The sequence below is a fragment of the Phenylobacterium sp. Root700 genome (assembly GCF_001429025.1).
Taxonomy (GTDB): Bacteria; Pseudomonadota; Alphaproteobacteria; order Caulobacterales; family Caulobacteraceae; genus Phenylobacterium.
Map to the genome: position 1 here is coordinate 226,122 of NZ_LMHT01000007.1, position 14,965 is coordinate 241,086.

Annotated in this window: 11 protein-coding genes and 1 pseudogene; 5 read left to right on the forward strand and 7 right to left on the reverse strand. The window is 64.1% G+C overall.

What is annotated here, in order from left to right; genetic code table 11:
• The first annotated feature begins 82 nt into the window (after nt 1-82).
• A complete protein-coding gene (locus tag ASE02_RS03420; RefSeq protein WP_056731153.1) occupies nt 83-1,177 on the forward strand; it encodes an ABC transporter substrate-binding protein in 1,095 nt (364 codons plus the stop codon).
• Here the strand turns inward: ASE02_RS03420 and ASE02_RS03425 are convergent.
• Both ASE02_RS03425 and ASE02_RS03430 read right to left on the reverse strand, forming a co-directional pair.
• Nucleotides 1,174-3,111, reverse strand: coding sequence for a CocE/NonD family hydrolase (locus tag ASE02_RS03425; RefSeq protein WP_235536591.1), 1,938 nt, complete (start codon nt 3,109-3,111; stop codon nt 1,174-1,176). The two genes, ASE02_RS03420 and ASE02_RS03425, sit on opposite strands and share 4 nt — an antisense overlap.
• A gap of 13 nt (nt 3,112-3,124) precedes the next feature.
• Nucleotides 3,125-5,968 (reverse strand): TonB-dependent receptor, encoded by a 2,844-nt coding sequence (locus tag ASE02_RS03430; RefSeq protein WP_056731156.1) that lies wholly within the window; start codon nt 5,966-5,968, stop codon nt 3,125-3,127.
• A gap of 331 nt (nt 5,969-6,299) precedes the next feature.
• Between ASE02_RS03430 and ASE02_RS03435 the strand changes: the two genes are divergently transcribed.
• Nucleotides 6,300-7,028 (forward strand): alpha/beta fold hydrolase, encoded by a 729-nt coding sequence (locus ASE02_RS03435; RefSeq protein ID WP_235536593.1) that lies wholly within the window; start codon nt 6,300-6,302, stop codon nt 7,026-7,028.
• 396 nt (nt 7,029-7,424) lie between these two features.
• On the opposite strand, the gene ASE02_RS03440 is transcribed toward ASE02_RS03435, so the two are convergent.
• The gene (locus ASE02_RS03440; RefSeq protein ID WP_056731158.1) at nt 7,425-7,664 is read right to left on the reverse strand and encodes a hypothetical protein; all 240 of its coding nucleotides are present in this window, start codon (nt 7,662-7,664) and stop codon (nt 7,425-7,427) included.
• Nucleotides 7,657-8,541: a hypothetical protein gene (locus ASE02_RS03445; protein WP_200957603.1), complete on the reverse strand. Its 885-nt coding sequence runs from the start codon at nt 8,539-8,541 to the stop codon at nt 7,657-7,659. Before ASE02_RS03445 ends, ASE02_RS03440 begins: the two co-directional genes overlap by 8 nt.
• Nucleotides 8,542-9,023: 482 nt before the next feature.
• On the opposite strand from ASE02_RS03445, the gene ASE02_RS03450 reads away from it, so the two are divergent.
• Nucleotides 9,024-9,563 (forward strand): MarR family winged helix-turn-helix transcriptional regulator, encoded by a 540-nt coding sequence (locus ASE02_RS03450; protein WP_056731160.1) that lies wholly within the window; start codon nt 9,024-9,026, stop codon nt 9,561-9,563.
• A gap of 1 nt (nt 9,564) precedes the next feature.
• Here the strand turns inward: ASE02_RS03450 and ASE02_RS03455 are convergent, their stop codons facing one another.
• Nucleotides 9,565-10,533: a Rieske 2Fe-2S domain-containing protein gene (locus ASE02_RS03455; protein WP_056731162.1), complete on the reverse strand. Its 969-nt coding sequence runs from the start codon at nt 10,531-10,533 to the stop codon at nt 9,565-9,567.
• 2 nt (nt 10,534-10,535) lie between these two features.
• Nucleotides 10,536-12,104, reverse strand: coding sequence for a long-chain-fatty-acid--CoA ligase (locus ASE02_RS03460; protein WP_200957604.1), 1,569 nt, complete (start codon nt 12,102-12,104; stop codon nt 10,536-10,538).
• A 138-nt stretch (nt 12,105-12,242) separates the two neighbouring features.
• Here ASE02_RS03460 and ASE02_RS03465 point away from each other — a divergent pair, with 138 nt between their 5' ends.
• Together ASE02_RS03465 and ASE02_RS03470 are read left to right on the forward strand one after the other, a co-directional pair.
• Entirely contained in the window at nt 12,243-13,454 is a 1,212-nt protein-coding gene (locus ASE02_RS03465) for an acyl-CoA dehydrogenase family protein (protein WP_056731163.1), read from the forward strand.
• Nucleotides 13,455-13,510: 56 nt separating this feature from the next.
• Complete coding sequence (locus tag ASE02_RS03470) at nt 13,511-14,644, forward strand: acyl-CoA dehydrogenase family protein (protein ID WP_082601848.1); 1,134 nt, start codon at nt 13,511-13,513, stop codon at nt 14,642-14,644.
• Nucleotides 14,645-14,754: 110 nt separating this feature from the next.
• On the opposite strand, the pseudogene ASE02_RS23290 reads toward ASE02_RS03470, so the two are convergent.
• Nucleotides 14,755-14,865, reverse strand: a pseudogene (locus ASE02_RS23290) (IS481 family transposase); the annotation flags it as partial.
• Between the last annotated feature and the right edge of the window lie 100 nt (nt 14,866-14,965).

A 14,965-nucleotide genomic window follows, 5' to 3' on the forward strand; every position in this document is an offset into this window, starting at 1 on the left:
CGATTTTTCTCTATCTTGTTCGTTGCGCGCATCTTTCGCCAATCGGGGGGCGTCGCGCAATCGTCCTGGGGGGAGAAGAGGCATGTTGCTGTCTCGCAGAGGCCTGGTCGCGGCCGCCGGCCTGTTGGCGCCGCAGCTCCCGGCGACCCGCGCGGAGGCCAAGCCCCCGGCCGGCTATCCCCGTTCGTACAAGAACCTGATCGCCGCGGCGGAGAAGGAAGGCCGACTGGTCGTCTACGCCAACACCGACACCGCCAGCATGGCCGGGACCCTGAACGACTTCCGCCTGGCCTATCCCCGCATCCGGGTGCGCTATGAGGAGCTGAGCGCCTCGGATCTCTATCGCCGTTTCATCGCCGAGAACGCCAAGGGCCCCGCATCGGCCGACCTCGTCTGGAGCTCGGCGATGGACCTGCAGGCCAAGCTGATCAACGACGGCTACGCCCAGGCCTACGGCTCACCGGAAAAGCCGAACCTGCCGTCTTGGGCGGTGTGGAAGAACGAGGGCTGGGGCGTGACCGCCGAGCCTATCGTGTTCGCCTACAACAAGGCGCTGATGGCGGCCAAGGACGTCCCCGGCAGCCACGAGGCGTTTGAGCGTCTTCTGCGCACCAAGCCCAAGGCCTATCGCGGCAAGGTGGCGACCTACGATCCGGCCAAGAGCGGCGTCGGGTTCCTCTACTTGTCGCAGGACCTGCGGGTCAGCCGCGACACCTGGAAGCTCATCCGCGCGCTCGGCGCGGTGGAGCCCAGGCTCTATGACTCGACCCTGGCGATGATCGATAAGCTGGCGGCCGGCGAACACCTGATCTCATACAATGTCATCGGTTCGTATGTGTTGGAGCGGGCCAAGCGCGATCCGTCGATCGGGATCGTGTTCCCGGCCGACTACACCCAGGTGATGTCGCGGATCGCGTTCATCTCGAAGGAAGCGCGCAATCCCAATGCCGCGCGATTGTTCCTCGATCATCTGCTGTCGCGGCGCGGCCAGCAGCAGCTGGCGGCCCGCAGCATGGGGCCGGTGCGCATCGACATGCCCAACTCCGGGGTCCCGGCGCCGCGGCCCGATCAGATCCAGGCCATTCCGGTGGGACCTGGCCTACTGGCCAATCTCGACCAGATCAAGCGCGCCCGGTTCTTGCGTGACTGGAACAAGGCGCTGGGCCGAGACGGCTAAACTCGGCGGATGATCGGCAGGGTCACGCTGGAGGCTCGCGCCGCATCGACGAAGACCTTGTTCGTGGCCACCCGGCTCTTTGTCCACTTACCCTCGGGATCGCCGGTGTTCGGGTTCAGGTCGAAGTGCGGGAAATTGCTGGAGGAGATGTCCAGCCGGATCCGGTGGCCGCGCTTGAAGAGGTTCGAGGTCGGGAAGGCGGCGATCTTGATCTTGTAGGCCTTGCCCGGGGTCATCAGGCTGGGAGCTTCCCAGGAGTCGCGATAGCGACAGCGCAGGATGCCGTCCGTCAGGTTCATGGCGAACCCTTCGGGATAGTCCTTGTTCGGTGGATAGACGTCGATCAGTTTGATCGTGAAGTCGGTGTCGGGGCAGTCCGAGGCGATCCACAGGTCGGCTTCTATCGGGCCGGTGATCTCCATGTCGTCGTCCAGCGCCGGGGTCTGGAAGACCAGCAAGTCAGGCCGTTCCGCCAGCGGCCGATAGGGCGCGCGCGATCCGAAGAAGTCGGGGCCTTCGCGTTGATCGAAAGCGCCGCCGACCATGACCGGTTTGCCCGAAGTCACCGTGCCGCCGATGGTCGGGACGGGATGCTTGGGGTCGTACTTGAAGGCCCGGGCCTTCGCGCCCTTGGCGGGGGCGGCCTCCGAGAGGGTCCCGTCGCCGTGCAGGTGGAACATCGCGTTGCGGGCGGCGGGCAGGGGCCAGTCGGCCTCGGCGCGCCACTGGCCGCCATGATCCATACGGCCCTCGGCGTTCTTGGCGCCGGATCCGCCGCCCATGACGAAGATGCGAACCTTCGGTTCCTTGTCGACGCCGTTGGCCTCACCCTTCAGGTAGCGGTCGAACCAGCGCTTGCGCATGGTGGTCAGGTCGGGCGCGAGATTGCCGAACAGGGTCGAGCCCGGCCCGAAATCGACGTCGCCGGCGAAGGTCTTGTTGTTGTCACCGTGAGTCCAGGGGCCGAGGATCAACCGCACCGGACCGCGTTTGGCCTTCGACAGGGCGATGTAGTTGTCGGTGGCGGTGCGCGGATAGGGGTCGAACCAGGACGACATCCAGGTCATCGGCGCGTCGCTGAACTGGTCGTAGAAACCTTCGGCGTAGATGCCGAGCTGCTTCCAGAAGCCGTTGAAGTCGCCGGCTTCCCACTGATCAAAGACATAGTCCTCGTACTCGGGAACCAGGCTGAGCGGGGAGTGGCCGCGCGACCAGGGCATGCGGGCGAACCAGTCGCGGATGTCGACGGCCTTCAGCGCGGCGGTCTTGGCCGGATCATCGCGGATCTCCGGGGCCTCGAAGGCGGCGTTGTAGGCCCAGGTGGCCTGCTTCAGCTCGAAGGCGCCGCCCTGGCGAATGCCGCCCTGATAGGCGTTGGAGAAACCGCCGGAGTCGATGAACAGCGCTGAGACGCCGGGCGCGTTGGCGCTGGCCAGGGCGCCGACCGTGTGGGCGCCGTAGGACAGGCCCTGGGCGCCGATCTTGCCGTTGCACCAGGGCTGGGCGATGAGCCAGGCGCAGCAGTCGTAGCCGTCGGCGCCGTCGCTCAGATACTTGACGTACTCGCCTTGCGAACCGCCGCGGCCGCGGCAGTCCTGGTGAACCACCACATAGCCGTGGCTGGCCAGCATGTTGGCGATGGCGGCGCTGGCGTGACGAACACCGTCCTGCGACTTGCCGTAGGGGGTGCGCTCCAGGATGACCGGGAAGCGACCGGCCAGCGGTTCGGCGCCGTGGGCGGGCAGGTAGATGTCGGTGGCCAGGCGCACGCCGTCACGCATGGCCACCATCACGTCGCGGCGCACGACGACGTCGAACTGGCCCTTATCCACGGCCGCCGCGGCGGCCGAGGGCAGGGCGAGGAACGCCGCCAGTTGCAGGAACCGGACGCCCAGGTCGCGGCGATTGATCGGGCCACCCATGACGTCCGGCATGACGGCTTGCTCCTTAGAACTTGGTCGAGACGCGGAAGTACAGATACCGGCCGCGGATGTCGTAGGTGTAGATGTCGAAATTGATCGGGTTGTTCGCCGCCGAGGCTGGCGGTTGCTGATCAAAGACGTTGTCCATGCCCAGCGTGAAGTTGGTGTCGATGTCGGGCATCGTGTAGCCGACCTGGGCGTCGTGATAATAGATCGCCTTGACCGTGCCGCCGTTGACCGCGTTGTTCGGGATGTCCTTGGTCGACCCGATGTAGCGGGTCTTCCAGCCGGCGTCGAAGTCGCCGTTGGTGTAGCGGACCGAGGCTTGGCCCTTCCAGCGCGGGAAGGTCGAGCGGGGCAGGTCCGACTTGCCAGTGCGGTCGTCGACGACGATGGAGCCGTCGGGCTGCGGCACCGAGGTGCGGTACTTGTCGAGGTAGGAGACGTCCAGGGTTCCCTGGAAATTGCCCCAGTCGGTGGAGATCCCGTAGCGGGCGACCGCGTCGACGCCGGCCACTTCGATGCTGGAGAGGTTCACCACGGCCTGGGTCAGGCGCGAGACCTCGCCCGTCGATTCCCGTTGGACCAGATTGCAGAAGGTCAGGGTGTTGGCGCAGGCGGCCAGCACCTGGGTCGCCGACTGCGAGGCGATGGCGTCGTCGACCTTGATCTGGAACCAATCGACGGTCAGCGAGAAGCGCGGAATGGCCGACGGGGTCAGGACCACGCCGAAGCTGTAGGTCTCGGCGGTTTCGGGCTCCAGCTCCTTGTTGCCGGAGGTGACGCCGGCGATCAGGCCGCCGTTGAACTGCGACTGGTTGTAGGTGGTCGGCACGCCGGCGCAGCCGGGCTTGCCCGCGCCGCCGCCGTTGCAGGGATCGACGGCCGGGAAGTTCTGGCCGCGCGAGCTCTGGTACAGTTCCAGGATCGACGGCGCCCGGAAGCCCTGGGAATAGGTGCCGCGGAACAGCACCTCCTCGATCGGGCGATAGGACAGGCCAAGCTTGCTGGTCGCCTTCCCACCGACGGTCGAATAGTGCGAGTAGCGAACCGCCGCGTCGAGCTCGAGGCGGTAGACGCCCGGCAGATCACGCAGCAGCGGGGCGCTCACCTCGGCATAGACTTCATGCAGGTCGTAGGAGCCGCGGGTCGCCGTGCGCGGCGTGCCGCCGGTGGGCGACTGGGCCGAACCGCTGATCGGCGGCAGCAGGATCGACTCCGACGAGGCGAAGGCGTCGGGGATGTCGTAGGCCGACTCCTTGCGGTACTCGTAGCCCGCCGCGAAACCCATGGTCCCGGCCGGAAGCTGGAACAGCTCGCGCGAAACGTTGGCCGCGAAGTCGTACTGCTTGGCACCGTTCTCGTCGGTGGAGGTGTTGCCGATATAGGCCGCCATTTCCGGGGTGATCACGCCGAAGATGTTCAGCGGCGTGCAGCCGGCCGTGGCCGCGCAGACCGCCGGAGAGCCCAGGGCGCGCAGCACGTTCTCGTAGTTGACGCCGCCCTCGCTGCGGAACTTCGCCTCGTTGGTGGAGTAGGACGCGAACATGTCCCACTTCCACTCGCCGGCCAGTTCGAAGCGGCCTTCGAGGCCGCCGGCGATACGGACGGTGTCGACCTCCTGGAAGCTGCCCAGCATGCCCATCTCCGGCGCATAGCGCTGGATGCGCAGTGAGTTGCCGCTGAAGGCGAGTGCGTTGGCCAGCGGCACGCCGTTGGCGGTCCCGAAAGGATTATAGGCCTGGTCGCGGGCGATGATGATCCCGTTCGAGCCACGCACGTCCAGCAGCGGCGGACGGAACACCTGGCTGGAGGTGCGGTGGCTGTAGAGGGCTTCGATGCGGCCGGTGGTGTTCTCGGTCAGCTCATAGGTGAAGCGGCCGAAGATGCCGGTCCGCTTGCTCGGGCCGACCGAATAGAGGCCCTGGGTGATCGGGTTGTAGTCGTCGGCCGGCAGGCTGGCCGTGCGGAAACTGTTGTCGGCCGAGGCGCCTGAGCCGATGTTCGTCACGCCCGGCAGGCGGGTGATCGGATTGGCGCTGGAGGCGAAGCCCGCGCCCGTGCCGAAATAGGCGTTGTTGGCCAGGCCCGGCAGCGCATAGAGCCCGCGCGGGCTGGGCGGCGCCGCGGTCAGCGGGGTCAGGGCGCGAACGGTCAGCGCGCGGTCCGAGGTGAGGATTTCCTTCGTGTCGCTGTAGCTCGCCGAGACCAGCACCGAGCCGCGGTCGAAACGCTTGCCCCAGTTGAGGTAGCCGCTCAGGTTCTCGTTGTCGCCGCGGTCGGTGATCCCGGCGCGGACATTGGCTTCGAAGCCGTCGACATACTTCTTGGTGAAGATGTTGACGACGCCGGCGATGGCGTCGGCTCCGTAGATCGCCGAGGCGCCGTCCTTCAGGACCTCGACGCGGTCGATCATGCCGAGCGGGATGGTGTTCAGGTCGACGAAGTCGCGGAAGCTGCGGCCGCCGACCGCGTTCACCCAGCGATGGCCGTCGACCAGCACCAGGGTGCGGTTGCCGCTGCCCTCGGCGCTGCCGAGATAGCGCAGATTGATCGAGCTGACGCCGTAGGACGTGCCTTGGGTGCCGTTGGAGTTCAGGCTGACGCCGACGCTGGGCATGCTCTGCAGAACTTCGCCGACCGAGGTGGGCGCGGCCTGGGCGATCTCTTCGGCGCCGACCGTGGTCAGAGGGCCGACCGTGGTGGCGTCGCGGCGGATGCGCGAGCCGGTGACGACGATCTCTTCCACGGCGCTGGCGCGCGCTTCGCCATCCCCAGCCGGCACGGTCTGCGCGTGAGCGACGCCGCCCAGGCTGATCAACAGCGCGGCCACCGATGCGCTCGCCATCATGCGATTGGTTGTCTTCATCACCAGCTCTCCCCTCGTGACGCAGGACGCCCCCTCGGCGTTCGCATTCGCGGTTCTTCACCCTGCGTGGAGGACACTAGGCGCGGAAAACTGTCATCTAGCTGTCGTGGGATACTGGTGAAGCACCAAAGTCGCGGCTGTGGCGCCAACAAGAACGCCCGGATGACCAGCGGCCAGGCCTATCGAGAGCCGCGGCCGCATAAGCTCAGGCGCCACTGCGCCGGACACGTTTGGAAGGGCGACGAGAGAGTGATGTGAACCGGTCGAACCGGGAAGCGCGAAAACCTAGCGCGCCAGAGGACTTACAGCCCGTGCTTTATGAGAACCTGTGATGATGATCGACCCTCCTAATATCGTGCTTGTGCCAGGCTACATGCTGGACCGCGACCTATGGACCGAGTTCGAGGCCGGACTGGCCGCCGTAGGGCCGCAGGGCCTGAGCCTTCATCACGCCGATCTCTCGCAAGACGCGACCATCGAGACGATGGCCGCGAGACTGCTGGCGGCCGCGCCTGAGCGCTTCGTCCTGGTTGGGTTCTCGATGGGCGGCTACGTGGCGCGGACGGTCGTTCGCTCGGCGCCGCAGCGCGTGCTGGCTCTTGTCCTGATCGCAACCTCTTCGGAGGCCGATTCCGATATCCAACGACAGCGGAAGGAAGCTGTCGCTCGCTCGTTTGACCCTTCGAGGTTTGCAGGCCTTAGCCGTTCGGCTGTTCTGTCATCCGTCGCGCCCGCGCACGCCGACAGCTCGATCATCGGCCGCATTCAGGCCATGGGAGACCGGCTGGGCGGGGGCGTGTTCCAGCGTCAATCCGCGTTGGTCAGGACGAGCGACGCCGACCGCCTTGGAGAAATCTCCTGCCCGACCCTGATCGTCGCGGGAGCGGAAGATCGACTACGTCGGTTGGATGAGGCGAAGGCCCTCCACGACGGCATCCCACATTCGACGCTGGCCGTGGTCCCCGGCTCAGGCCACATGATCCCGTTAGAGGCGCCAGAGGACCTAGTGGAAATCGTCGCGCCTTGGTTGCGAGCCAATTTTGGCGATAGGCAAGTCTGAGCGCCCGAGAGCCGCTTTTCAGAACGTCCGAAAAAAGGTCGAAAACGGTCGACCCTGACAGCCTCGCTAGTGGACGCTGGCCCGATCGGGAGCGTCCAGGGCTGGGGCGGCGGCGGGGCGGAGTGTTCTGCCGAAGGATGTCACGCGCCTGTTGATCACGGTGACGATCAAGGGCGAGGTCCACAGTTTCCCGGTAAGCGTCGTGACCCGGTGGGCCGCTGGGTGGTGTGACTGGGAGAGGTCCTGGTTTCGTCCATGACGCGAATACCCGGTGAGCCGAATTCGACCAATCTCCGGCCACTGCGCGACATCACCGTCGGTGATGCGGCGTGATCAAATCTAGCAGTTTTTCAAATGCAACTTGAGCCACTACTCCCTTGCGAAGGAAACGCGCCGTCAGGGCGTGAACATATGAAGGAATGGTCGCGTGAGAGTTGCTCTGGAGCCGATCAAGCAGGCAGTCCCGCCTTTCAGGACGAGAGTTTCCTTCAGGCTTGGCGCAAGCCCGATAGCCGTCAGAACGATCTCGGTGACCCGGCGGTCGCGATAGAGGGCTAGATTGTTCGACGCGGCCTCGACCCACGCCCGGATATCGACCTCGACATGGTCGGCGGCGGATGGATCGCCTTCAGACATTTAGGGAGATCATCCAGTTCTCAGAATAGACGGGCTCATAGGGAGCCTCCGGATCGAGTTTGCGCGATCCGCCGCGCTGCGCATAGGCCTGCCAGGCGGCGACCTTCGGATGGTCGACATCAAGTCGCTCGGTGAGGATATAGCCCGCTCTGACTTTGACGATCTTTGCGTCGGACGCGTCGACGGCGGGAATGACCTGTTCCAACCATTCGGCCGCATGTGTCTCCCAGACATCGAGCACATGGCGCATGCCCCCACACAATGCCGGCTCAGACAGCATGTCCACGAAGGTCTGGCCGACCGGGACGATACGGGTATGCTCGCCCCGAACCCAGGTGGGCTTGGTCGGGTGGCTGGTTTCATGCACCACCACGGGGCGGCGTCGCAGCTTCTCCTTGAATCCGACGCGCGCGAGCAACGTGGCGGGGTCGTCTGGAATTAAGGCCAGCTCCTCAGCGATCTTGCCGTCGCGCATCTGGTTCCAGATCGGCCGGCGGGGCGTGGTGAGATGCAATGCTGTGGGATTGCGGTCGGAAAGACCATATCGCTGCATGGCCGAGAGGTGGGAGACGTAGCAGAACGGATCGGCGATGCAGGCCACCTCTTCGGCCGAGCCTGATTTTGTTGATTGCACGAGCCGCCAGACGCCTGAGCGGAAGTCTCGATCTTCAGCGATCGCCTGGCGTTCCACGAGGCGTCTCAACGCACCACGAAGCTTTGCCTGATCCCACCCTTGCGGGAGGTGCTTGATCGGTTGGCTGTTCCACACTCGCATGTCGATCAAAGCACCGGCTCTGCGAAAGACGTCGTAATCCGTCACCACAGGGTGGTCGTCTACGAGCAGAGCTTCTTCTAGAGCGTCGGTGAAGGATATCATCTACCTGGCCGATCTATATGTCCTTAGGACATATAGATCGGCCAATAGGTGTGTCAATTGTCTTCTGGTCCTAGTTCTCTCCTTCGGCGCGCTGAGCTGCCCGGCGTAATTGACGATTGGCAGGGTATGCCATATGTCCTTAGGACATATGGCATACCCTGCCTGTTCATATTAGTCGGACGCTCAGCTTCGGTGTTCGTCGCATCGATCGCACGCCGCTGCGCTCATCGAGAGATAGCCGTCTCTGACCCTTGCAGACGCTTACAGGGGCACTCTCTCGGCCTCACGTATTTGCCCGTTCACATTGACGGCGAAGGGCTGTTCGCTACTCTCGACGGGGATCACAGAGGCAAGGGTCGGAGGCGCCCGCCGTAGCGCGCTTCATGGCCCCGCCTCATCAAGCGCGCGTCAGTTGGATCGACGCGAACCGGCCCGACAGTCTTTCGTTGGAGGGGCGACGCGGTCTTGTGGTAGGGGGTTGCATGCCGTCCAAAACCCGTTTGAAGCGTGAGGAAGCAGCGGCCATCTCTCAGCCGAACGAGGGTCCGGCGCGCGAGCCGGAACGTCAGTTCGAGTTCGTGCTGCATCTGGTGAGCCGCTCGATCCTGAGGTTTTACAATTCCCACTTCAGGTCTCTTGGATTGACGAGCAATGAAGCCGGAATATTGCTGCAACTTGAGTGGGCAGGCCTGTTCAATCAGATGGAGATCGCCCGGTCGTTAGGGATAGGCAAGGCGGCGACAGGGGCGCTCATCGCCGACCTTGAAGCCCGCGGTCTTCTACAGCGCCGGCGCAGCTCAACGGACGCCCGGCAGATCGACGTCACCCTCAACGAGAGCGGGCGGGAAATGATCAAGAAGATCAATGCCCGGATCAAGTCAGTCACGCCGATCCTTCTGTCGGGCGTTACCGACGCGCAGGTGCAGGAGGTGCTGGCCGTTTTACTGCGTGTGCATCAAAACTCTTCGGAGTTGGACGACCCGTCGCGGAATGACGCGCCGGACGCGCCATGCGCGCCGTAGATCACGCAGAATAGAACTGGCGCGACCAGCGTCTCAGCACCCCAATTGGTCCATCGCCCTGAACGAGCGGGGGCCGCTCGACGTAGGCTTTGTGCTCCCAGATGCGCACGTCCCGTGACGTATTCTCGATGACGAGGTCGATCGTGTCGCGGCTGAGCTGCGACAGGGTCTCTGCGCCCTCGCCTTCGTGAACCAGGAAATAGATCCGAAGATCTGTGTACAGCGCATCGATCGGCGTCGCCGTCACGAGCATGCGGTAGTGCACCGGGATAAACGCCTCGATCCATGAAAAGCCGAGGCCATGCGCGTCATGCTCCAGGACCTTGACCTCCTTGCCGCGAACCAGGTTCGTCATCGACTGTCGGTAGATGTGACCATCGATTTTCCCCCTGACTTTTGGAAGCGCGGGAACATCGTGGACGTAGACGAAGTGCGCGGTGTCGGGAATGTTCTCAGCGACTTCCTGAACGTGAACCTTGGCTCGCCAGCTGAATTTCTCGTAGCCGATCCAGCCCTTTTCCTTCCAGGCGGGTTCGTCGGGAACCGACCAGGCCGGCTCCTCGCGCGTCGGACTGTAGTGGGCGAAGATGAAGCCGCTGGTTTCGCGAATCCGCCAGGTCTTGAGTCCGACCTCGGGAATGCGCTCGGTGGTTCGGTAAGGGATTGAGGCGCAGGGTCCGTCGGGGGCGAACTCCCACGAATGGAATGGGCACCGGATGTTCTCGCCGCAAACTTTTCCGCCGTAACCCAGATGCGCGCCCATGTGCGGACAGTGAGCGTCGACCAGGACCGGCTTTCCAGATTCGGTTCGATAGAGGACGATGTCGCGTCCGAAATATCGCAGCGGTAGGACCTTGCCGCACTCAAGTTCGCCGGACTCGACCAGCAGATACCATCCTGTGGGATAGGCTTCGAAAGGATACCGGTAGTCTTCGCGTGCGCCCGTCCCGGCCGCGTTTTCGACGGTCATGTTCAGGCGATCCTTCTGCCGTGATCGGCCCAAAAAGGTTCGCGCAGTAGGCGGTGAAGCACTTTCCCCGTGGCGTTTCTGGGCAGCTCCTCCACAAAGTCGATGGTCTTGGGCAGCTTGTAGCCGGCAAGATGCTTGCGCGTGTCGTGAATGATTTCTTCTGCGGTTGCGCTTGTCCCGGGCGCCCTGATGACGGCGGCCCGGACGGCCTCTCCCCATTTGTCGTCGGGTACGCCGAAGACGGCGGCCTGCGCGATCGCGGGGTGTTTCTGCAGCGCAGCTTCCACTTCGAGCGGATAGACGTTCTCAGCGCCGGAAACGATCATGTCGCTGACCCGGTCCAGCAGGTAGAGATAGCCCTTCTCATCGAGCTGACCGATGTCGCCTGTGCGCAACCATCCCTCCGGCGTGATCGTCCGCGAGGTGGCCGCAGAATTGTTCCAGTAGCCGACCATGTTCTGTGGCGCGCGAACCCAGATCTCCCCCGGTTTGCCCGTCGGGATCTCCGCGCCGGAGTTCGCATCGACAATCTTGAGCTCCACCCACGCAAACGGCTTGCCGCAGGACCGCATCAGCTCCGGCCGATTGGCAGGGTCGTGGTCGATGTGGTCGAGCTGCGAAACGCCCCCAGCGGTTTCCGTTAGGCCGTAGAGCTGGATCAGTTCGCTGCGAAGGCCTTGCTTCGCGCGTTGCAGGAGAGCCTCGTTGATCGGTGAGCCGCCATAGCAGATCGCGCGAAGCGAGCTGAGATCCCGGGGCGGGGCCACCGAAAGAATGGCGTCGATCAGGATGGGCGGCATGATCACGTTCGTTATCGCGAACGCGTCGATCGCATTGGCGACGCCCGTCGGATCGACATCGCGATGTAGGACGATCCGTGCGCCGATCCCGAGATTGAGCAGCGACCATCCGGAGCCGGAGAAGTGAAACATCGGCATCATGACGAGGCTGACGGACTGGCTGTCGAGCCGCCAACTCTCAAGCGCCGCGAAGGCTGCGAAGAAGCCACGGTTGGTCATCATGGCGCCCTTGGGCAGGCCCGTTGTCCCCGACGTATAGGTCAGGAAGGCGACGTCCTCGCCGTGGCTCGCATAGCCTGCGTCCACGGCCGATTGCGACTGCATCCAGGCGTGATAGTCCGGCCACCGCGCATGCGCGCCGAATGCGACGATGAGCAAGTCGCTCGGGAGTTCGGCTTCAATGCTCTCGACGGCGGCGAAGAATTCTGGCCCCACGAACAGAACCCGTGTCTGCGCGTCGTTCAGGATGAACGCCATTTCCGACGGTGAGAGGCGCCAATTGACGCCGAGGCTGATGGCGCCCGCCTTTGCGGCGCCAAAGACGATGTCGAAATACTCCAGCGTGTTCTTGTCCAGGAACGCGACGGTTCGCTGAGGTTCGACGCCAGATTCGAGCAACGCATTGGCGACCTGGCTTGAGCGCTTGTGGATGGCGCTGAAGGAGACGGACTGGCCTTCGAACTCGATGGCAACGCGGCCGGTGTCGCGCGCACCGTGCGTGCGGATGATGTCGGCGATCGACGTCATCTGCGATAGCGGGGCTGGGTTCATCCGTGCCCCCTCCCGAGGAGCCTCGTACTTTTCTATTCCGCAAATAGTATGTTAGCGTACCATATGGGGACGGTCAATGACGCTCGATTCCAGATGGCGTGATCCGGCCCGGCGTTGGAAGCAGCTGCGAGCGAGATCATGACGAGCCAGAATAATTTTCGGGAAGAGGTCCGCGCGTGGCTGAATGAAAATGCGCCTGACGCCTTGAAGGGGACCAGCGCGGGCATGCTCGACGGCGTCTGGGGGGGGCGTCGGTGGCAGTTCCGCAGCGCGGCCGAAAAGCAGTGGCTCGAACGGATGGCGGGAAGAGGCTGGACCGCGCCGAGCTGGCCGAAGGAATACGGCGGCGGCGGACTGCTGCCCGAGCAGGCGCAGATCCTGTCAGAGGAAATGAAGTCATTCAGGCTTCCGCCGCCACTCGTTGGTTTCGGTCTGGCCATGATTGGTCCGGTCCTGCTCAGGTTTGGAACGGAGGAGCAAAAGGCGCGGCATCTTCCCGCGATCTGTCGGGGTGAAATTCGTTGGTGCCAAGGCTACTCGGAGCCCGGCGCCGGATCTGATCTAGCCTCGCTCCAGACCCGCGCTGTGCGGGAAGGCGACCACTTCATCATCAACGGCACGAAACTGTGGACGTCAGGCGCGGATCGGTCGGAGTGGATGTTTGCGCTCGTTCGCACCGATCAGAGCCCGTCGGCGAGACAGAAGGGCATCACCTTCATCCTCATCGACATGAGCGATCCTGGCGTCGCGGCGAGCCCGATCAGGTTGATCTCGGGGGAGTCCGATTTCTGCGAGACATATCTTACGGACGTGCGCGTCCCTGTCGAAAATGTCGTGCATGAAATCGGCGAAGGCTGGACAGTGGCGAAGGCTCTGCTCGGGCATGAGAGGATCATGATCGCCGAGGAGACAGGCGCCCACAAAAGCTCGGGCGGCGCAATTCCAGCAGACGTCGAGCTTACGTCGTTGGCCAAGACGCATCTTGGCGAGATCGCCGGCCGGATTGGCGATCAGGTGGTGCGCGACCAAGTCGCGGCCATCGAGATGGATTCCTGCGCCATCTCCCTGACCGTGCAGCGCACGCGCGACGCGGAGCTCGCCGGTCAAGCGATGGGTCCGGAAAGTTCAATCTTCAAGGCCTACGGCACCGAACTCAGTCAGCGGCGCAACGAACTCAAGATGCACATCCTGGGTCCGCAATCGGTTGGGGAGGGCGGTCCGGGGTTCGATGCTGACGACCTTGAGGCGACGCTCGCCTGGCTGAAGTCCAAAGCCGAGACGATCGGGGGAGGAACCACAGAGATCCAGCTGAACGTGATCGCCAAACGCGTTCTGGGGCTGCCGGACTGAAGGCGCCCTCAAGCGTCTACCGCGAAACGCAGATCCAACACGAAGAAGGAACGCCAGTGTCACTCGCCCTCAATTCAGAACAGTCCCTGATCGCTCGAACCGCGCGTGATTTTGTGCGCGAGGAATCTCCCGTCGCGAGCTTCCGCACGCTTCGAGATCGAGACGACCCCCTGGGATATTCGCGGGCGCTCTATACGCAGATGGCGGGCCTCGGCTGGACGGGCATCCTCTTCGATGAGGCCCATGGCGGGGCGGGTTTGGGCTTCGCTGAGATGATCATCATCATGGAGGAGCTTGGCCGATCTCTGGCGCCGCAGCCGTTCATCGGGTGTGTTGGATTGGCGGGCACAGCCCTGGCGCGCTCGGGCGCCGGCGAAACGAAGGAGAAATGGCTGCGCGGCGTTGTGGATGGCTCTCGTATCGTCGCCCTTGCCCATCATGAGCGAGGCGGTCGCCACGATGTGGTCGACGTGGGCGCGCGGGCGGAGTTCCGGGACGGCGTGTTTGTCCTCAATGGCGCCAAGAGCCTCGTGCTTGACGCGTGCGGCGCCGATGCGTTCATCGTGCCGGCGCGCGCTGTCGATGCTCCGGGCGCCCTGACGTTGTTTCTTGTCGAGGCGAACGCGCCGGGCTTGAAGGTTGAGCGTCAGCGCCTCATCGATCATCGAAACTGCGCTCTGCTGGAGCTGACGAACGTGTCTTGCCCGGCCTCGAATGTCATCGGGGAGGTCCATCGTGGGTCCGACCTCCTTGAGCGGTCGATCGAGGCGGCGACGGTGCTGCTAAGCGGAGAGATGCTGGGCGGAATGAGCCAGGCCTTCGAACTGACCCTGCATCACATGAAGACACGGGTGCAGTTCGGGGTGCCGATTGGGAGTTTCCAGGCGCTGAAGCACAGGGCGTCCCGCCTGTTCATGGACATCGAGCTGGCGCGTTCGGCGGTGCTGGCCGCCGCGCGCGCGTTGGACTGCAATAGCAATGACGCATCGCGTTTGGTGTCGCTGGCGAAGGCGCGCTGCAGCGACGCCTACAAACTGGTCGCCAATGAAGCTGTCCAGATCCACGCCGGCATGGGCATGACGGACGCGTGCGATATCGGCCTCTACCTGAAACGCGCTCGCGTGAGTGAGACGATCTTCGGGGACGCCCGACACCACAGGAATCGTTGGGCGCAGTTGAGCGGCTACTAGATGTGGAGCCTCAATAGGTTGTCCTGACCTAGGCTGAGCTCGGCGCGGGCGTCGCGATCGGGGGAGATCTGTAGCAAGCGCCGTTGTCGGTCATCACCCGGGCCACAGTGAAGCCGAGGCGGGCCGGCGGCCCGCAGAACCCGGCTGACCGTAGCGGGCGAGACCACCAGGTCGCGGGTGATCTGCCGGCCAGTGATCGGCTGGAGGGGCAGCGCGACGAGCCAGGTACACCGTATCGTGCGCCGCTGGCCGGGCAGTCGTGCGCACGTTTATCCGCCCCCCTCTTGGCTCGCTGGAGTTTCGCAACCACAGCTTCTCGGC